Consider the following 17857-nt stretch of genomic DNA (forward strand, 5'->3'; position numbering starts at 1 on the left):
AGGCTGTATGACCAGGACAAACGGGACAGCCCCGGTTACCCGCGGATTCGCAGGTCCTGGGGCTGTTCGGGTGATCGGCTCACCTGTCAGACGTACAGTTCCCGAAGTCGGACTGAGAGGCAAGTCACACAGCCCTCGAGTTTTTCGAACTCGCTGATGTCCACCACGACGGGCTCGTGTCCGAGGTCCGCGAGCAGCTCCGCCGTCTTGGGCGCGCTCGCCGCGATGAGCAGCTTGCCGCCACCGAGGAGCACCACATGGGCCCCGGAGTCCTCGGGAACCGGCAGGAAGCGCGGGAACAGCGACGGGGTGTCCACCTGCCGGATCCGGCCGAGGACCGTCCCGTCGGGCAGCGCCGTGACCGCCGACTTCAGATGCAGCACCTTGCTCACCGGCACGGCGACGACCCGCGCCCCCAGCGGTTCGAAGGCCGCCCGCAGCTGCTGGACGCCGGCCGCGTTGGTGCGCCCGCCGCGGCCGACGTAGACGGTGTCGCCGATCTTCAGGACGTCGCCGCCGTCCAGCGTGCCCGGCTCCCAGATCCAGTTCACCGAGCAGCCGAGGCGGGCCACGGCCTCCTCGACGCCGATGGTCTCCTCGCGCCGGGACTCGGCCCCGGAGCGGGCGATCAGCGCCACGTTCTTGTACATGACGACCGTGTCCTCGACGAACACCGAGTCCGGGCAGTCGTCGGCCGGGTCGACCTCGATCGTCTCCCAGCCGTGCTCGCGGAGGGCCTCCGCATACGCCTCCCACTGTTCGACCGCGAGATCGGCGTCGACCTTCTCCCGGTCGATGTGCGTGACCAGGCCTTCGGCGAGGCGCGGGCTGGGGCGGCGTATGAGGGCCTTCTTGCTGGGCACGTCGGGGTCTCCGTCGTCGGGTGAGGATGTCCGCCCATCATGCAGGGCGGGTCCCCGCGTACAAAACCCCTGTTGTCAGGCTGTGGCCTCCCCGAGACGCTCCTCCCATGTGGTCTCCCGAAGTTCTCCGTCGAGCAGCAGCCACCGGGTGACGCCGATCGACTCCAGGAACGGCAGGTCGTGGCTGGCCACGACGAGCGCGCCCTCGTACGACTCCAGGGCCGTCGTCAGCTGCCGCACGCTCGCCATGTCGAGGTTGTTCGTCGGCTCGTCCAGCATCAGCAGCTGCGGTGCGGGTTCGGCCAGCATCAGTGCGGCCAGCGCCGCCCGGAAGCGCTCGCCGCCGGACAGCGTGGCCGCCTTCTGGTCGGCCCTGGCGCCCCGGAACAGGAAGCGGGCCAGCCGCGCCCGGACCCGGTTGTTGGTGGCGTCCGGCGCGAACCGGGCCACGTTCTCCGCCACCGTCAGCTCCCCGTCGAGCACGTCGAGACGCTGCGGCAGGAAGCGCAGCGGGACATGCGCCTCCGCCACGCCCGACACCGGCGCGAGCTCCCCGGCGATCGTGCGCAGCAAGGTCGTCTTGCCCGCGCCGTTGCGCCCGATCAGCGCGATCCGCTCCGGACCGCGCAGGTCGAACATCCCGGCCACGCGCGCGCCGTACGCCAGCTCCAGGTTCTGCAGGGTGAGGACGGTACGGCCAGGCGGTACGGCCGTGTGCGGCAGATCGACGCGGATCTCGTCGTCGTCCCGTACGGCCTCCACCGCCTCGTCGAGCCGCCCCCTGGCCTCGGCGAGCTTCTCCTCGTGCAGGGTGCGGAGCTTGCCCGCGGACACCTGCGCCGAGCGCTTGCGCGCCCCCATGACGATCTTCGGCTCGCGCTTCTGGTCGGACATCTTCTGCCCATACCGCCTGCGGCGGGCCAACGTGACCTGGGCGTCGACCAGTTCGCGTTTCTGCTTCTTCAGGTCGGCCTCGGCGACGCGCACCATCCGCTCGGCCGCCTCCTGTTCGGTGGCGAGCGCCTCCTCGTACGCCGAGAAGTTGCCGCCGAACCAGGTGACCTGGCCGGAGCGGAGATCCGCGATCTGGTCGACCAGGTCCAGGAGTTCGCGGTCGTGGCTGACCACGACCATCACGCCGGGCCAGGACTCGACGGCCGCATACAGCCGCCTGCGGGCGTACAGATCGAGGTTGTTGGTGGGTTCGTCGAGGAGGAGTACGTCCGGGCGGCTCAGCAGCAGCGCGGCCAGGCGGAGCAGCACGGACTCGCCGCCCGACACCTCGCCGACGGTGCGGTCCAACTCGATGTGGCCGAGCCCGAGTTCGCCGAGAGTGGCGAGCGCACGCTCCTCCACGTCCCAGTCGTCGCCGACCGTCTCGAAGTGCTCCACGGCCACGTCACCCGCCTCGATGGCGTGCAGTGCGACCCGCCGGGCGGCGATGCCGAGGGCCTCGTCGACCCGCAGGGAGGTGTCGAGCGTGACGTTCTGCGGGAGGTAGCCGACCTCGCCGGTGACGCGGACGGCGCCGTCGGCCGGGGTCAGCTCACCGGCGAGCAGCCTCAACAGGGTTGATTTTCCTGAGCCGTTGACGCCGACGAGGCCGGTCCTGCCGGGGCCGAAGGTGACGTCGAGGTCCTCGAAGACGGAGGTGCCGTCGGGCCAGGTGAAGGAAAGGGACGTGCAAGTGAGGGATGGAGACATGGTGGCCTCGCGGTTGCTTGATGCGGTCAGGGGCAAACGCGTATCGAGACACCGGGAGGGCATGAGAAAAGCCCTGCACGTTGAGGACGGCTCGGAGGCCGAGGTCACACGCGGCGCACACACCTCAGGTGTGTGACACGGTGTCTCAGGACCTCAGACGAGCAACGTCCTTCTCCAATCGACGGCAACAGGACCGTCAAGGACGGTACGAGGGGCCCCGGCGGCTGTCAACGAATTAAAAGGAGGTCCTGTGCCCAACGGCTCGCTCTCGCTGCCGACCCGGCTCTACCTGCTGGCCTGGGACACCAAGCGGCTCAAGGTGACCGGCGCGACCCACCTCCCGCACCTGGTGCGGGCCGGCGCCCTCACCGAGCTGGCCCAGCGCGGTCTGCTCACCGACGACGACGGCATCGTCACCCCGGCCGACATGGACGACCTCACCGGGGACGCCGTCCTCGACGGGCTCCTGGAGCTCGTCCGCGAGTCCCGGCCGCACACCTGGCAGGCCTGGGTGACGCTCCACGCGCGCGTCACGCTCGACGCCGTGCGGGCCCAGCTCGCCGCCGAGGGGTATCTGCGGGCCGAGAAGACGCGTGTGTTCGGGCTCTTCCCGTCCGTGGAGTACGTCCTGGAGCGCGGCGCCCTCGTTGACGCGCTGCGGGAGGAGGCACGGGAGGTCCTGGAGGGGCCGGTGCCGGTCGCCGATGTGTCCGATCGGGACGCGGCCGTCGTCGCCCTCGCGGCCGCCGGAGATCTGCGCACGCTGCTGCCGGCCAAGGACCGTGAGCGCTACGAGGGCCGTGTCGAGGAGCTGACGGAGCGCAGCGGAGCGGCGGCGCCGGCACTGCGGAAGGCCGTGCACGAGGTGCGCACGGCGGTGACTCTCGCGGTCGCTGCGGCGTCCGCGCCTGCGGGCGACTGAGGCTTCTTCGTCCCCGGGGCCGTCGAGCCGGGGGCGGTCAAGCTGTTCGTCGAGGGCGGGGAGGAGCCACTCGACGTGATGGCAGGACCTGGCGCGCCACGCGGGAGCTGCCGCGGCGGGGACGTACGACTCGCCCTGCCGGAGGACTCCACTCCGGCGGGTTCAGCGAAACCGGTCAGGCGTCGCGCATCAGCTCTGCGAGGTCCTGGTCCAGGTCGAGCTGGAGGTGCTCAAGACCGACCGGCACCAGCTCGTCCGTGGCCTCCAGGAACCGGCGCACCTCGCCCGAGCGGACGTGCACGACAGCGGTGCCCTCGGGGGCGTGGAACTCCAGGACGGTGCGGTCGAAGCCGTACGGCCGCACGCGCACGTCGCCCTGGCCCTCGGCGCCTTCCAGGCCGGCCGCGAGGAGTGAGCGGGCGAAGGTCCAGCAGACCTCGACCCCCTCCAGGGTGGCCGGGGCCGGGAAGGTCATGCGGACGGCGAACGGATCGCTGCGGTCGTACTGCAGGGTCGCGGGAATGGTCGGCATCCGCGGCGCGGCGGCGACGAGACGGGCCTGTACGGGCTGCTCGATGACGATGGACAACGCCTTGCTCCCTTGTGACGGCTGGACGAACTTCCGGGCGGACGAGGCCGGACACTGGAAGAGACGACGGAACGAGGCAATCCGTGCACACAAAAGTCGAGTGACGTCCGTCACCGCGTTTGAATCATGAGCGTGATCCAGCCTGCCTCCCATGCCTTGGGCGGCACTTGTGCCGGACGCAGGCCATCTGGACGGTGGCGGGGGAGTGGGTTAGCTTCGCCCGCCATGAGGCGCTTGGGGAAGACGCGACGGACGGGACGTGTGCATCGCTTGGTGGCGACGGGGGTGTGCGGGATCGCGCTGGCCGCGCTGACGGCCGTACCGGCGCGGGCGCACGAGCCGGAGCACCGGGTTCCGCACTGGGAGCTCAAGGACACCGGCACCACTTCGGTGCGCTTCCGCGGGCTGTCCGCCGTCAGCCGGGACATCGCCTGGGTGGCCGGCAGCCAGGGCACGGTCCTGCGCACCGCCGACGGCGGGGCGAGCTGGCGGAACGTCTCGCCGCCCGGTGCGGCCGACCTCCAGTTCCGCGACATCGAGGCGTTCGACGCGCGGCGCGCGGTGGTCCTGGCGATCGGCGAGGGCGAGGCGTCCCGCGTCTACCGCACCGACGACGGCGGTACGACCTGGACCGAGTCGTTCCGCAACACCGACGCGAAGGCCTTCTACGACTGCCTCACGTTCTTCGACGCCCGCCACGGCCTCGCCCTGAGCGACCCGGTCGACGGAAAGTTCCGCATCCTGTCCACCGGCGACGGCGGCCGCTCCTGGAAGGTGCTGCCCGACGAGGGCATGCCGGCCGCGCTGGACGGCGAGTTCGCCTTCGCGGCGAGTGGCCAGTGCCTGGTCGCGTCCGGCCCCCGGGACGCCTGGCTCGCGACGGGCGGAGGCGCGCACGCGCGCGTGCTGCACTCCACCGACCGCGGACTGACCTGGACGGCCACCGACACCCCGATCCCGGCCGGCGACCCGGCCCGCGGCGTCTTCGCCGTCGCCTTCCGCGACCGCACCCACGGCCTCGCCGTCGGCGGCGACTACCGCGCCGACCAGGCGTCACCGCAGGCCGCGGCCGTGACGTCGGACGTCGGCCGCACCTGGCAACCCTCCGCCCAGCCGCCGCCCGCCTACCGCTCCGGCGTCACCTGGCTCCCGCACACCCGCACCACCGCCCTCGCCGTCGGCCCCACCGGCACCGACCTGACCACCGACGCCGGCCGCACCTGGCACACGGTGGACACCGGCTCGTACGACACCGTGGACTGCGCACCCGACCTGGGCTGCTGGGCCTCCGGCGAGCAGGGACGGGTGGCCCGGCTGGAGGACTGACCGTGCGCCACGTGTGGTGAAGGTCGGGAACAGGGGTACCCGGTCACCGGACACGAAAGGAGTGACCGGACATGCCACGCGGTTCGAGCCCCAAACGGGAACGCCAGTACGAACACATCAAGCAGAGCGCGCTGGACCGGGGGGAGAGCAGGGAACGCGCCGAGGAGATCGCCGCGCGCACCGTCAACAAGGAACGCGCCCGCTCCGGCGAGTCGAAGACGGCGAGCCGCGTCTCGACCGAGGACATGTCATCGGGCGAGCGCGGCGGCCGACGGTCCCACCAGGGCGCCCAGGGCCCCACCTACGACCAGCTCTACGAGGAGGCCAAGCGGCGCGGCATCCACGGCCGTTCGGACATGAACAAGCAGGAGCTGCGCCGAGCACTCGGCAAATGACCCGACCGGCCGACGCCACGTCCGACCCAGGCCCCGGCCCCGTACGCTCGTCGGCACGATGACGACGACCGTACGTATCCCCGAGGGCTGGCCCGCGACAGAGGAGCAGGCCCGCGCCGTCCAGGACGAGTTGCGGGCACGGGTGGTGCTCGACGAGCCGGGGCCGCCGCCCGGGACGGGGCACGTCACGGGGGTCGACGTCGCCTACGACGACGAGCGGGACGTCGTAGCGGCCGCCGCCGTGGTCCTGGACGCGGCGACCCTCGAAGTGGTCGCCGAGGCCACGGCCGTCGGCCAGGTCTCCTTCCCCTACGTGCCCGGCCTCCTCGCCTTCCGCGAGATCCCCACGGTCCGCGCCGCCCTCGACGCCCTGCCCTGCCCACCGGGCCTGGTCGTCTGCGACGGCTACGGTCTGGCCCACCCCCGCCGCTTCGGCCTCGCGAGCCACCTCGGCGTCCTGACGGGCCTGCCCACGATCGGCGTCGCCAAGAACCCGTTCACATTCCGGTACGACGATCCGGGCCCCCGGCGCGGCAGCGCCTCCCCGCTTCTCGCGGGCGCCGAGGAGGTCGGCCGCGCCCTGCGCACCAGGGATGCCGTGAAGCCGGTCTTCGTGTCCGTCGGCCACCGGGTCGGCCTCGACAACGCCTGTGCGCACACACTGGCGTTGACCCCGCAGTACCGGCTCCCGGAGACGACCCGGCGGGCCGACGCGCTGTGCCGGCAGGCGCTCAGGGACGCGACTTCCTGAGCGGGCCCGTGTGCTGGTCCGGCGCCGACAGCCGTGCCCTGCACGCCAGTTGGAGGGCCAGGCGGGTCTCCGGGTCGGTCAGGTCGGCGCCGGTCAGCTCGGTGACGCGGCGGATGCGGGCGCTAACGGCGTTGCGGTGCAGGTGCAGTGACTCGGCGGCGCGTGCGGGGGAGTTGTTGTGGTCCAGGTAGGCCTGGAGGGCGCGTAGCAGCGGTTCAGCCCGTTTGGGGCCGAGGGCCAGGACGGGCGCGAGGAACTCGGTGACCGCCTCGCGGGCCGTGTCGGAGGCGTACCACTCCAGGAGCATGCGATCGAGGCCTGCGGCGTCGTGCGCGGTGACCGAGGCGCCGTCGGCCGGGGCCAGGAGCGCGGCTCGTGCCTCGCGGGCGGTGGTGCGGATGCCGAGGGGCCCGCGGTGCGGAACGCCGAGGCCGCCGCGCAGGGCCGCGTCGGGGTGCAGGGCGCGCAGCCGGTCGAGGGTGCGGCGGGCCAGATCGAGTGTGGCGCGGCGCAGTTGGGGGTCCGGCTGAGTGGACCGGGTGGCGAGCAGGATCAGGGCGTCGTCGACGAGGGCCGCGTGCCACTGGGTGCCGGCGGTGGCCGGTTCGTCGCGCAGCCGGGTGAGGGTCTCGGAGGTGAGGGCGTCCAGGAGCCGGTAGCGGCCGGCGGCGGGCAGGCCCGGCGCCTGGACGCGCAGAGCGGTGTGGTGCCCGTCCACGGGCAGCCCCAGTGCCCGCCCTCGCGCGGCCAGGAGGTCGGCCTGGTCCTGCGGCGCCGCGAGGAGCTCGGCGAGGAGGTGGGCCCGGGAGCGTACGGGCGTGTCGCCGTGACCGGCGCCCGCGGCGGCGAGCGCGGCCAGGGTGAGCACGGCGCGGGCGGCCGTTCCGGCGTGGCCGTGGCGCGCGGCGGTGGCGAGGCGCACCTCGCCGTCGGGGCCCGAGGCCGTCGCGCCCACGTCGCCCGGCCCGGGCGCCCTCAGCTCGACGGGGATACCGAGGGCCCGCGCGGCCGCGTCGACGGCACGGCGCGGATCCCCGGCGGCACCGGCCAGCCGTACGGCGGCATCCGCGACCCGGGCCAGCGCGTCGGCGGCGTCCCCGGCGACGGCCCGCTCCACGGCGATGACGAGCGCGGCGAGATCCCCATGGGCCCGCAGGACGGCTACCCGGCCACGGAGGGCGAGGGCGTGGACGGCGGGCGGGACGGTGACCGTGACGGGGGTGAGAGGGGAGCCGTCGGCCCCTGGGCCCTCCCCGGAGGTCAGAACCAGTGCGGCCGCCCGTGCCGCTGCGGCGTCCCGCACGGCCACGTCCAGGAGGTGGCCCGAGAGGGGCGCGACGAGGATCACGACCGTCCCGGGCGGCGCCGCCGAGACGCGCTCCGGGCGGGTCTCCAGCCGGACCCCGGTCACCTCGGCGGCGTCGAGGGGACCCGCGAGAACCGTCACCGTGTCGAGTCCAGGTGCGCGGAGGATGTCGGCGAGCGTCGGCATGCGATGAGTGTGCCGGGCGCACAACTCGCCCTACAACTATGGGCTGTTGGCCCATCACCCGAAGTCGGCCGCTCCGTACGCTGATCGGTATGCAGATGGACGCCAAGGCGCTCGCCGACTTCGCGCGGGGTTGCGCCGTCCTCGGATCCGGGGGCGGCGGTCCCGTCACGACCAGCCGCCTCATCGCCGAGCAGGCGATCGAGGAGTGCGGGCCGGTCGAGGTCGTACTCCCGGACGAACTGCCCGAGGACGCACTGGTGATGCCGGTCAGCCTGGTCGGCTCCCCGGCAGTCGTCGCCGAGCGGATCGGCGGGCGCGCGGAACCGGCTCGGCTCGCGGCACGCGTGGAGGCGTTGCACGGACGGCCGGTCGCCGCGGTGATGTCCGGTGAGATCGGCGGTGACAACGGCGTGCGGACCGTCGCGTGGGCGGCTCGCCTCGGGTTGCCACTGCTCGATGCGGACACCATCGGACGTGCCTACACACGCATGGACCAGAACGTGCTGGAGCTGGCGGGATTGGCACCCGACCCCGCCGTGCTCGCCGACGAAAACGGCCGTACCGTCGTCATCGACCACGTCGACGGCGCCTACCTGGAGGAGCTGGTGCGGCCCGTCGTAGCGGCCTTCGGCGGGCGTGCCATGTCGTCGGACTACCCCCTGACAGCCGGTCAGGCGACCCGCTTCGCCGTCCAGGGATCCGTCTCCCGAGCCCTGGCACTCGGCCGAGGCGAAGGCCTCGACCCGCTGCTCACCGGCAAGGTGTCCTCCGTGCACCGCCGCGCCGACGGCACCGGTCTCCTGCTGGAGGGCACGGACGCCGACGCCGGGCGGCTGGTTCTGGTGGAGGCGCAGCACGAGTTCCTCGCCGCGCTGGAGGACGGCCGGACTCTGGCGCTGGTCCCGGACGTGATCGCGCTCCTGGACACCAGGACCGGCTGGGCCGTACCGGTGGAGGAGGTGCGGTACGGGCTGCGGGTGCGGCTCGTCGCGCTCCCCGCGGCGCCCGTCTGGTACACGGAGGCGGGACTGCGGCTCGGCGGACCGTCGGCGTTCGGACTCGGCCGGATACGGCGGGGAGGCCGGCGATGATCATCGGAGTGGACGTCGGACGCACGAGCACCGACGCCGTGCTGCTGGACGCGGGCCGTGCGGTGTACGCCGTGCAGGTGCCGTCGCTGCCCGAGGACACGGTGGGCTCGCTGATCAGGGCGGTCGAGGCGCTCCCGGACGTGCTGCGTGCCCGGTCGACGCAGCTCGCGGTCGGACTGCGCGTCGCCGCGCGTGCGGTGGCCAGGAGGTCGGGGCTGGCCCAGGTCGGCGTGCTGCGGATCGGCGGCACGGCCGCGGACGCCGTACGACCGCTGTTCGGCTGGCCCGAGGAACTGCGGGCGGCGGTGTGCGCGGGCGTGGCGAACGTCGCCGGCGGCACCGGGCTCGGGCCGCGTGACGGGGCGCCCCTGGACGAGGCGGCGGTGGGACGGTTCGGGGCCGAACTCGCGGGCCGCGCCGAGGCGTTCGCGGTGAGTTCGGTGTTCTCGCCGGCCGACGGCACCCAGGAGCGCCGGGCCGCCGAGATCCTGCGGGAGCGGGCCGGTCAGGACACGCCCGTGCTGCTGTCCGGCGAGGTCGGCTCGCTCGGCCTGGTGCGGCGGGAGAACGCGACCGTCCTCGACGCGGCCCTGTGTCTCCTCGTGGCCCGTGTCGCCGACGAGTTGACGGACGCGCTCGCCGGGCTCGGCCTCGCACCGGACGCCACCGTGCTCGTGACCCGGCACGACGGTACCCTGATGAGCCTCGACTATCTGCGCCGCCAGCCGGGCCTGAGCCTTGGCTCAGGGCCCGCGTGCACGATCCGCGGCGCGGGCCTGCTCGCCCGGCTGCGTGACGCGGTGGTGGTGGACGTGCGTGAACACCGGGCCCGGGTCGGCGCGTTGACCGGCGGCTACCCGCGCGAGGCCGGCCCCGGTGAGCACATCGGCGGGGTTCCGGTCAGCCTGCGCTTCCCGGAACTGATCACCGTGGACGCCGCCGATCACGGCGCGCTCGCCGAGGCCGCCGACCGGCTCCAACCCGCCGCGGACCGGCTGCCGTTGGTCCTCGTCGGCGGCGGCGCCCCAGGCATACCCGACAACGCCCTGCCCGGCGGCACGGTGATCCGCCCCGAACACGGCGACGTGGCAGGCGCGTTCGGGGCCGCCGCCTCCCCGGTCGGCGGCTACTCCGAGCGCATCGTCGCCACCGGCGGCGCCCTGGACGCCGTACGCGAGGAGGTGCGGGAGCTGGCGCGGGCCAGCGCGGTGCGGGCCGGGGCGGATCCCCGGCGGCTGCACACGGTGCTGGATCCCGCCGAGCCGGTTCCGTATCTGCCGGGGGCGGTGCTGCTGCGGGCCCGCTCGTCCGGCCCGCCGTCACCGCTGTAGGACAGCTCTGAACATCCCTTTCCTGTACGGCAGTTCAGCGTCGCGCTGCCGTGCCGCCCCGCTCTGCCCTCCTGCCCCTCCTCACCCACTGCGAGGACCGTCCCCATGACCGTGAAGGCGCTCACCCAGCACGCACCGGACTCCCCATCCGGCGCCGACGAGGACTACCCGCTCGAACGTGTGCCGCGCGCGGCCCGTTACTCGTGGTTCAACGTGGCCGTGCAGCGCTTCGGTCAGCTCTCCGACCTCACGCAGTTCCTGCTCGGCGCGACACTGGGCGCGGGACTGTCGTTCTGGGGAGCGTTCTGGGCGTTCACGCTCGGCTCGGTGATTCTGGAGGTCGTCTGCGTCTTCGTCGGCATCGCCGGGATGCGCGAAGGCCTGTCGACCTCGGTGCTGGTGCGCTGGACCGGCTTCGGCCGGTACGGGTCCACGCTGATCGGCCTGGTGATCGCGGTCAGCCTGTTCGGCTGGTTCGGCGTGCAGACCGCGGTGTTCGCGGCCGGTGTGCACGCGATCGTCCCCGGTCTGCCGCTGGGGGTGTGGTGCCTGATCTGCGGGCTGGTCGTGACGGCGCTGGTGCTGCGCGGGTTCCGGGCGATGGGCTGGACCGCGTTCGTGACCGTGCCCGCCTTTCTGGGGCTGGCCGGCTGGGCGATGAGTGTCGAGATCGCCCGGCACGACCTCGGCGACCTGGTCGCCTCGCAGCCGTTCGGCGCCCACTTGTCCATCGCGACCGGCGCGACGATCGTGGCGGGCTCCTACATCGTCGGCGCGGTCACCACACCGGACATGACCCGCTTCAACCGCTCCACGGGCGACGTCGTCAAGCAGACGTTGGTGGGCATCTCGCTCGGTGAGTACGTGCTGGGCCTCGCGGGTGTACTGCTCGCGTACGCGGTGAAGTCCTCGGACCTGATCGCCATCATCACGTCCAGCTCGGGCGTCGTCGGTGTGATCGTCCTGGTGTCCGCCACCGTGAAGATCAACAACTGGAACCTGTACTCGGCGGCGCTCGGCCTGATCAACTCGGTGGAGTCACTGACCGGTTCGCGCCTCGCGCGCGTGCCGACGACCTTGGCGATCGGCGTACTGGGCAGCCTCGCCGCGGCGGCCGGGATCCTCGACCACTTCACCGAGTTCCTCACCGTGCTCGGCGTGCTCACCCCGCCGGTCGCCGGGATCATGGCCGCCGAGTACTTCGTGGTGAAGAAATGGCGGCCCGCGTTGGATGCCTCCCGGCGGCTGGGCAGCCTTCCGGAGACAGAGCCCGGCTGGGTGCCGGCCACGCTCGTCCTGTGGCTGCTCGCCTCCCTGGTCGGCTGGTTCGCCGACCACTACCAGTGGTGGGGCGTCCCCGCACTCGACTCGCTCCTCCTCGCGGGCCTCGGCTATGCGCTCCTCGGCAGCCTTGGCCTGGTACGCGGCACCCGCGAACTGCCCTTCACCCAGCCGAAACGTTCCGCCGCCCAGCGCGAGGCCGAGGCAGGGGCGGCCCGTTGAAGGCACGAACCACGCAACTCCCGCACGCACGCCGGACAAACGAAAGCGAACAGCATGCGCATCGGCATCGACGTCGGCGGAACCAACACCGACGCCGCCCTGCTCGGCGACGACGACCGGGTGCTCGCGGCCGCCAAGGCCCCGACCACACCGGACGTCACCGCGGGCGTCACGGCCGCGGTCCGGGCCCTCGACCCGCCCGTCGCCGAGATCACCGCGGTGATGATCGGCACCACCCACTTCCTCAACGCGCTGGTGGAGGGCGCCCGCCTCGCCCCGGTCGCCGCCGTACGCCTCGGTCTCCCCGCGACCGCCGCGCTGCCGCCGATGACGGACTGGCCCGAGCGGCAGCGCGCGGCGGTGGGCGGGCACGGCTATCTGTGCCACGGCGGCCGGGAGTTCGACGGACGCGTCCTGTCGCCCCTCGACCCCGAGGAACTGAAACGCACGGCGGCCGACATCGCCGCGCGCGGCCTCACCTCGGTGGCCGTCTCCTCCGTGTTCTCACCCGTCGCCGAGGACGACGAACGGCGCGCCGCCGAGATCCTGCGCGCGGAACTCGGCGACGCCGTCCACTTCTCGCTCTCCCACGAACTGGGCCGCATCGGCCTGCTCGCCCGCGAGAACGCGACGATCATCAACGCGGCGCTGCGCGACCTCGCCACGGTGATCGTGGAGTCCTTCGGCAAGGCGCTCGCGGAGGCCTCGATCACGGCCCCGTTCTTCCTCTCGCAGAACGACGGCACCCTGATGGCCGTCGACTTCGCCCGTACGTACCCGGTGGCCACGTTCGCCTCCGGCCCGACCAACTCGATGCGCGGGGCGGCGTTCCTGTCCGGCCTCGCGGACTGCGCGGTCGTCGACGTGGGCGGCACCACGGCCGACGTCGGCATCCTGGCCGGCGGCTTCCCCCGCGAGGCCGCCGGCGAGAGCGAGTCGGCCGGCATCCGCACCAACTTCCGCATCCCCGACGTCCTTTCCCTCGGCATCGGCGGCGGCTCCCTGGTCACGCCCCACGGCGAGACCGGCCCGCGCTCGGTCGGCTACCGGCTGACCGAACAGTCCCTCGTCTTCGGCGGTACGACATTGACGGCCACGGATCTCGCGGTCGCGGCGGGGCGTGCGCAGGTGGGGGATCCGGCGCGCGTCGCCCATCTCGACCCCGGCTTCGTGAACCGAGCCCTGGACCGCATCGCGGAGCGCCTCGCCGAAGCGGTCGACCGCATGCGTACGTCCGCGGCGGCGCTGCCCGTCGTCCTGGTCGGCGGTGGCTGCATCCTCGTACCGGAGTCGCTGCCCGGCTTCGACGACGTGCGGAGGCCCGCCCACTCCGGGGTGGCGAACGCCGTGGGCGCGGCCATCGCGCAGGTCGGCGGCGAGGTCGACCGGGTCTTCCGCATCCCCGAAGGCAGCCGGGAGGCGGTGCTCGCCGGGGCCCGCGCGGAGGCCGTGTCCCGTGCCGAGGAGGCCGGGGCCAAGGGCGGCACCGTGCGGGTCGTCGACATCGAGGAGGTGCCGCTCGCCTATCTGCCCGGCAGCGCGACCCGTATCCGCGTCAGGGCCGTCGGCGACCTCGACCTGGGCCGCGTCCAGCAGTCACCCACCACACGAACGGGAGCACCTGGCCATGCGTGAGATCACCCTCGACATCCTCGACGACATCGCCCGGGGCGCCGGCATCCTCGGCACGGGCGGCGGGGGCGACCCGTACATCGGCAAACTGCTCGCGCGCGAGGCGATCCGCGCGCACGGGCCCGTCCGGGTCGTGGACATCGGCGAGGTCCCGGCGGACGCGACCGTCGTGCCGATCTCCGGCATGGGCGCGCCCACGGTCCTGCTCGAACGCGTACCCAACGGCGCCGAGGAACTGACCGCGCTGCGCGCCCTGGAGAAACACCTCGGCCGCCGGGCCACGCACATCGCGCCGATCGAGGTCGGCGGCGTCAACTCCATGCTGCCCATCGCGTGCGCCGCGCAGGCGGGCCTGCCGCTCGTCGACGGGGACGCGATGGGGCGGGCCTTCCCGGAGGCGCAAATGGTGCTGCCGGGCCTGATCGGCGTCACCAACTCGCCGATGGCCCTTGCAGACGACAAGGGCAACACGCTCATCATCGAGGCCGTCGACAACCACGCGGCCGAGCGCATGGCACGGGCCGTCTGCGTGGAACTGGGCTGCCAGATCTCCTGCGCTGACACCGTGCTGCGCGGCGACCAACTCGCCGCCGGTCTCGTCCCCGCGACCCTGACCCTGGCCGGGCGGCTGGGCGCCGCCGTCCGCTTGGCCAGGGCCGCGCACACCGACCCGGTGGCCGCGACCCGCGAACTGCTGGCCGGCGTCCACCTGCTGACCGGCAAGGTGGTCGACGTGTCCCGCCGCACCGAGGGCGGATTCGCGCGCGGCCGCGCCCGCGTCGAGGGCGTCGCCGACGACACGGGCCGGACCCTGGAACTCGGCTTCCAGAACGAGCACTTGCTGGCCACCCGCGACGGCGCCACGGTCGCCACGACACCGGACCTGATCTGCGTCCTCGACACCGCGACCGGCGACCCGGTCACCACGGAGGGCCTGCGCTACGGCCTGCGCGTCACCGCCCTCGCGGCACCCTGCGACCCGCGCTGGACGACCCCCGGCGGCCTGGCCCTGGCCGGTCCGCGGTGCTTCGGATACGCCGTGGACTACCTGCCGTTCGGGACGCAGGCGCGTTTGCCGGCCGCCACAACATGAGCAACCTGAGTACCTCTTCTGAGTACCTGTACGGATGTCGGCACCGCGCCCCGATCGGCAGGCTGTGCCCCATGACGACGCACCGCGCCCCCAAGCCCCTCGCCGACCCGAACCGGCCCGTCGAGCGAGCCGTGAACGCCGCACTGATCCTCGCCGTCCTCGCGGGCGTCGGCTGGATAGCCGGCATGCTCTACACGGTGGCGGGCTGGACCCTGTAGTTCCGTCGGCGCCGGTCAGAGGTTCGCGGCGACCCGGAAGCGGATCCCCGCCGCGCTCAGCCGCTCGATCAGCGCATCGCCCATCGCCACGGCCGTCGTGACCTGGCCGGACGTCGGCGGCAGCTCGTCGAGGGCCAGGGACATGGCCGACTCGGCGAACATCTTCGCCGTCTCGCCGTAGCCGGGGTCACCCCCGCTGACCTCCGTGAACACCCGCCGTCCGCCGCCCTCGCCGACGAAGCGCACGGAGAACCAGCTCCGCGCCCGCTTCTCCGCACTCGGCCCCTCCCCGGGCTTGAGCCGGTCGGACAACCAGCGCCGGGCGGGCGGCAGTTGGGCGGCCGCGATGAGCGTGCCGACGGCAGCGACCCCGCCCATCACGACGGGCAGGTGCTCGACGGCCGCGTAGTGGCGGTAGCGGAAGTCGGGGCCGTAGCACTCCAGGGCCCGCGCGGACCGCCGTACGATCTGCGGGTCGATGGTCGGCAGCGGCAGGGCCCAGGCACCGACCTCCTTGGCGAACCGCGGCGCACCCGTCGGCGCGGTCGCCCTGCGCCCCACCAGCCGGGGCTCGTGACGGCCGCGGTCCCGCGCGGCGGACAGTACCTGGCGCCCGCGCGCGAGCTGGTTGAGCGCGGAGGCGAAGGTCCCGCCCGAGAAGGTCGCGTCGACCGACACGAAACCGTCCACCGTGAGCGGCACCCCCTCCGGCAGCTGCCGGACGGTGAAGTACGCGCCGAGGTCGTGCGGCACCGAGTCGAAACCGCAGGCGTGCACCAGCCGGGCCCCGGTCTCACGCGCGCGTGCGTCGTGCCGGACGTACGTCAGGTCCACGAACTCGGCCTCACCCGCGAGGTCGAGATAGTCCGCGCCGCTGTCCGCGCAGGCCGCGACGAGCTCCTCGCCGTACGTCACATAGGGGCCCACCGTCGTGGCCACCACGCGCGCGTGCCCGGCGAGTTCACGCAGCGAGGCCGGATCGGACACGTCCGCGACCAGCACCCCGACCCCGTCGCCGCCGGGCAGCCGCTCACGCAACTGCTCCAGCTTGCGCTCGCTGCGGCCCGCGATCGCCCAGCGCAGCCCCTCGGGCGCGTGCGCGGCGAGGTACTCCGCGGTGAGCGTCCCGACGAAGCCCGTGGCTCCGAAGAGCACGATGTCGTAGGAACGGTCCGTCCTGTTCAGCCTGCTCATGACACCCCTCGGTCGTGCAGCCCGCGCCGCTGTCGGTGGCTGAGGCTAGCGTGAGGAGTGTGGAGGCCGACGACGAGGCCGGTGGAGGACAGGTGGCTGTGCCGAAGAACGCCCACAAGAAGTGGGAGAAAGTGCGCGAGTTCGCCCTCGGGCTGCCGGGCGCGGCCGAGGAGTTCCCCTGGGGCGAGACCGTCGCGAAGGTCAACAAGAAGGTGTTCGTCTTCCTCGGCGTCGACGACGGCAGCTATCCCCTGGGCGTCACGGTCAAGCTCAAGGACGAGGCGGCCCACGCCCACGCCCTGACCTGCCCGGGTGCCGAGCCTGCCGGGTACAACCTGGGCAAGTCCGGCTGGGTGAGCATCCCGCTGGAGGCGAAGGGTGCCCCGGCGGCGGAGCTGCTGTGCGACTGGGTGGAGGAGAGCTACCGCACGATCGCGCCGAAGCGTTCCATAGCGGAGCTGGACGGGCGCTGAGAGCCGGAGGGGTGCTGAGCCACCGTGCCCGGTAACCTGGCTAAGCGCTTGCTTGCTCAACCCTTGTGTTCGATGGAACGCGTTCCTAACATCGCTGGTGTTACATCAGTTGTGTCACGCCTCAGGGGGCTGGATGACAGCGGCAAAGACGCCGGGGCACGGCCCTCTCGCAGGCGTGCGCGTGGTCGAGCTGGCCGGGATCGGCCCCGGCCCCTTCGCCGCCATGCTCCTCGCCGACCTGGGCGCCGACGTCGTCGTAGTGGACCGCCCCGGCGGCAGTGGTCTGGCCATCAACCCCGAGTTCGACGTCACCAACCGCAACAAGCGCTCGGTGATCGTCGACCTGAAGTCGCCGGACGGCCCGGCCCGCGTCCTCGACCTGGCCGAACGCGCCGACATCCTCATCGAGGGCAACCGCCCCGGAGTCGCCGAGCGCCTCGGTGTCGGCCCCGAGCCCTGCCACGCCCGCAACCCGAGGCTCGTCTACGGCCGGATGACCGGCTGGGGCCAGGAGGGCCCCCTCGCCCAGCGCGCCGGCCACGACATCGCCTACATCGCGCTCACCGGCACCCTCGGCATGATCGGCGCCCCGGACGAACCCCCGGCCGTCCCCGCCAACCTCCTCGGCGACTACGCGGGCGGCTCCCTCTACCTCGTCGTCGGCGTCCTCGCCGCCCTCCACCACGCCCGCGCCACCGGCACCGGCCAGGTCGTCGACGCCGCCATCGTCGACGGCACCTCGCACCTCGCCGCGATGATCCACGGCATGCTCGCCGCGGGCGGCTGGCAGGACCGGCGCGGCGCCAACCTCCTCGACGGCGGCTGCCCGTACTACGGGACCTACGAGACCGCCGACGGCAAGTACATGGCGGTGGGCGCCCTGGAACCGCAGTTCTACGCCGAGTTCGTGGACCTTCTCGGCCTCGGGGACTTCACCGACGCCCGCAAGGACTGGACCCGCTGGGGCGAGCTGCGCGAGGAGGTCGCCGCCCGCTTCAAGAGCCGTACGAGAGACGAGTGGACGGCCGTCTTCGAGGACTCCGACGCGTGCGTGGCCCCGGTGCTGTCACTCCGCGAGGCCCCGCACCACCCCCACCTGGCCGCCCGCTCCACCTTCACCGACCACGGCGGCATCACCCAGCCCGCCCCCGCACCCCGTTTCTCCGCGACGCCCACGTCCGTCCGCACCGGCCCCGCCCAACCGGGCGCCGACACCGCGGCCGTGGCCCGCGACTGGGACGTACCCGCACTGACGAAGTACGGCGACCCCTGACGCACCC

The 17857-nt window shown here is 73.0% G+C and carries 17 protein-coding genes; 12 read left to right on the top strand and 5 right to left on the bottom strand.

The annotated features are described in order from the left end of the window. Window positions 1-86: 86 nt before the first annotated feature. On the bottom strand, window positions 87-863 hold the full coding sequence (gene ddaH / locus AC5DRG_RS44440) for a dimethylargininase (protein ID WP_491805676.1): 777 nt from the start codon (window positions 861-863) through the stop codon (window positions 87-89). Window positions 864-938: 75 nt separating this feature from the next. Further along, window positions 939-2567, bottom strand: coding sequence for an ABC-F family ATP-binding cassette domain-containing protein (locus tag AC5DRG_RS44445; protein WP_491805678.1), 1629 nt, complete (start codon window positions 2565-2567; stop codon window positions 939-941). A 250-nt stretch (window positions 2568-2817) separates the two neighbouring features. Between AC5DRG_RS44445 and AC5DRG_RS44450 the strand changes: the two genes are divergently transcribed. After that, window positions 2818-3489: a GOLPH3/VPS74 family protein gene (locus AC5DRG_RS44450; RefSeq protein WP_491805680.1), complete on the top strand. Its 672-nt coding sequence runs from the start codon at window positions 2818-2820 to the stop codon at window positions 3487-3489. A gap of 175 nt (window positions 3490-3664) precedes the next feature. Here the strand turns inward: AC5DRG_RS44450 and ssgD are convergent, their stop codons facing one another. Continuing rightward, window positions 3665-4078, bottom strand: a complete 414-nt coding sequence (gene ssgD / locus AC5DRG_RS44455) for a spore wall synthesis regulator SsgD (RefSeq protein WP_491805682.1) — start codon at window positions 4076-4078, stop codon at window positions 3665-3667. Between the two features lie 225 nt (window positions 4079-4303). Between ssgD and AC5DRG_RS44460 the strand changes: the two genes are divergently transcribed. The 3 genes from AC5DRG_RS44460 (at window position 4304) to AC5DRG_RS44470 (ending at window position 6550) form a co-directional block, all read left to right on the top strand. Further along, window positions 4304-5404, top strand: a complete 1101-nt coding sequence (locus AC5DRG_RS44460) for a WD40/YVTN/BNR-like repeat-containing protein (protein WP_491805684.1) — start codon at window positions 4304-4306, stop codon at window positions 5402-5404. A 71-nt stretch (window positions 5405-5475) separates the two neighbouring features. Beyond that, entirely contained in the window at window positions 5476-5799 is a 324-nt protein-coding gene (locus AC5DRG_RS44465) for a plasmid stabilization protein (RefSeq protein ID WP_491805686.1), read from the top strand. Between the two features lie 58 nt (window positions 5800-5857). Then, window positions 5858-6550 carry an endonuclease V gene (locus tag AC5DRG_RS44470; RefSeq protein ID WP_491805687.1) on the top strand — a complete coding sequence of 231 codons (693 nt, stop codon included), beginning with the start codon at window positions 5858-5860 and terminating at the stop codon, window positions 6548-6550. Here AC5DRG_RS44470 and AC5DRG_RS44475 read toward each other — a convergent pair. Further along, a complete protein-coding gene (locus tag AC5DRG_RS44475; RefSeq protein ID WP_491805689.1) occupies window positions 6531-8042 on the bottom strand; it encodes a PucR family transcriptional regulator in 1512 nt (503 codons plus the stop codon). The genes AC5DRG_RS44470 and AC5DRG_RS44475 overlap by 20 nt on opposite strands. A gap of 89 nt (window positions 8043-8131) precedes the next feature. Here AC5DRG_RS44475 and AC5DRG_RS44480 point away from each other — a divergent pair, with 89 nt between their 5' ends. From AC5DRG_RS44480 to mmpA, 6 genes are all read left to right on the top strand, one after another. Continuing rightward, window positions 8132-9133, top strand: a complete 1002-nt coding sequence (locus AC5DRG_RS44480) for an S-methyl thiohydantoin desulfurase family protein (protein ID WP_491805691.1) — start codon at window positions 8132-8134, stop codon at window positions 9131-9133. After that, window positions 9130-10464 (top strand): hydantoinase/oxoprolinase N-terminal domain-containing protein, encoded by a 1335-nt coding sequence (locus AC5DRG_RS44485; protein ID WP_491805693.1) that lies wholly within the window; start codon window positions 9130-9132, stop codon window positions 10462-10464. Before AC5DRG_RS44480 ends, AC5DRG_RS44485 begins: the two co-directional genes overlap by 4 nt. A 105-nt stretch (window positions 10465-10569) precedes the next feature. After that, window positions 10570-11967 carry a purine-cytosine permease family protein gene (locus AC5DRG_RS44490; protein ID WP_491805695.1) on the top strand — a complete coding sequence of 466 codons (1398 nt, stop codon included), beginning with the start codon at window positions 10570-10572 and terminating at the stop codon, window positions 11965-11967. A gap of 54 nt (window positions 11968-12021) precedes the next feature. Continuing rightward, window positions 12022-13602 (top strand): hydantoinase/oxoprolinase N-terminal domain-containing protein, encoded by a 1581-nt coding sequence (locus tag AC5DRG_RS44495; protein ID WP_491805697.1) that lies wholly within the window; start codon window positions 12022-12024, stop codon window positions 13600-13602. Further along, window positions 13595-14692 (top strand): S-methyl thiohydantoin desulfurase family protein, encoded by a 1098-nt coding sequence (locus tag AC5DRG_RS44500; RefSeq protein ID WP_491805699.1) that lies wholly within the window; start codon window positions 13595-13597, stop codon window positions 14690-14692. The genes AC5DRG_RS44495 and AC5DRG_RS44500 overlap by 8 nt, the downstream gene beginning before the upstream one ends. A 71-nt stretch (window positions 14693-14763) precedes the next feature. Further along, window positions 14764-14910: a morphogenic membrane protein MmpA gene (mmpA, locus tag AC5DRG_RS44505; protein WP_491805701.1), complete on the top strand. Its 147-nt coding sequence runs from the start codon at window positions 14764-14766 to the stop codon at window positions 14908-14910. Between the two features lie 15 nt (window positions 14911-14925). On the opposite strand, the gene AC5DRG_RS44510 is transcribed toward mmpA, so the two are convergent. Further along, on the bottom strand, window positions 14926-16104 hold the full coding sequence (locus tag AC5DRG_RS44510; RefSeq protein ID WP_491805702.1) for a saccharopine dehydrogenase family protein: 1179 nt from the start codon (window positions 16102-16104) through the stop codon (window positions 14926-14928). Window positions 16105-16196: 92 nt separating this feature from the next. Here AC5DRG_RS44510 and AC5DRG_RS44515 point away from each other — a divergent pair, with 92 nt between their 5' ends. Continuing rightward, window positions 16197-16577 carry an MmcQ/YjbR family DNA-binding protein gene (locus AC5DRG_RS44515; protein ID WP_491813325.1) on the top strand — a complete coding sequence of 127 codons (381 nt, stop codon included), beginning with the start codon at window positions 16197-16199 and terminating at the stop codon, window positions 16575-16577. A gap of 133 nt (window positions 16578-16710) precedes the next feature. After that, on the top strand, window positions 16711-17850 hold the full coding sequence (locus tag AC5DRG_RS44520) for a CaiB/BaiF CoA transferase family protein (RefSeq protein WP_491805704.1): 1140 nt from the start codon (window positions 16711-16713) through the stop codon (window positions 17848-17850). Window positions 17851-17857: the final 7 nt, after the last annotated feature.

The sequence above is a fragment of the Streptomyces sp. JLBG701 genome, from assembly GCF_058544905.1.

What these genes read in the sequence shown, in the direction of transcription:
- AC5DRG_RS44495 (WP_491805697.1), top strand. Translation starts at nt 12,022, where the DNA reads ATGCGCATCGGCATCGACGTCGGCGGAACCAACACCGACGCCGCCCTG.
- AC5DRG_RS44480 (WP_491805691.1), top strand. Translation starts at nt 8,132, where the DNA reads ATGCAGATGGACGCCAAGGCGCTCGCCGACTTCGCGCGGGGTTGCGCC.
- AC5DRG_RS44460 (WP_491805684.1), top strand. Translation starts at nt 4,304, where the DNA reads ATGAGGCGCTTGGGGAAGACGCGACGGACGGGACGTGTGCATCGCTTG.
- mmpA (WP_491805701.1), top strand. Translation starts at nt 14,764, where the DNA reads ATGACGACGCACCGCGCCCCCAAGCCCCTCGCCGACCCGAACCGGCCC.
- AC5DRG_RS44500 (WP_491805699.1), top strand. Translation starts at nt 13,595, where the DNA reads ATGCGTGAGATCACCCTCGACATCCTCGACGACATCGCCCGGGGCGCC.
- AC5DRG_RS44445 (WP_491805678.1), bottom strand. Translation starts at nt 2,567, where the DNA reads ATGTCTCCATCCCTCACTTGCACGTCCCTTTCCTTCACCTGGCCCGAC.
- AC5DRG_RS44510 (WP_491805702.1), bottom strand. Translation starts at nt 16,104, where the DNA reads ATGAGCAGGCTGAACAGGACGGACCGTTCCTACGACATCGTGCTCTTC.
- AC5DRG_RS44485 (WP_491805693.1), top strand. Translation starts at nt 9,130, where the DNA reads ATGATCATCGGAGTGGACGTCGGACGCACGAGCACCGACGCCGTGCTG.
- AC5DRG_RS44475 (WP_491805689.1), bottom strand. Translation starts at nt 8,042, where the DNA reads ATGCCGACGCTCGCCGACATCCTCCGCGCACCTGGACTCGACACGGTG.
- AC5DRG_RS44520 (WP_491805704.1), top strand. Translation starts at nt 16,711, where the DNA reads ATGACAGCGGCAAAGACGCCGGGGCACGGCCCTCTCGCAGGCGTGCGC.
- AC5DRG_RS44470 (WP_491805687.1), top strand. Translation starts at nt 5,858, where the DNA reads ATGACGACGACCGTACGTATCCCCGAGGGCTGGCCCGCGACAGAGGAG.
- AC5DRG_RS44465 (WP_491805686.1), top strand. Translation starts at nt 5,476, where the DNA reads ATGCCACGCGGTTCGAGCCCCAAACGGGAACGCCAGTACGAACACATC.
- AC5DRG_RS44490 (WP_491805695.1), top strand. Translation starts at nt 10,570, where the DNA reads ATGACCGTGAAGGCGCTCACCCAGCACGCACCGGACTCCCCATCCGGC.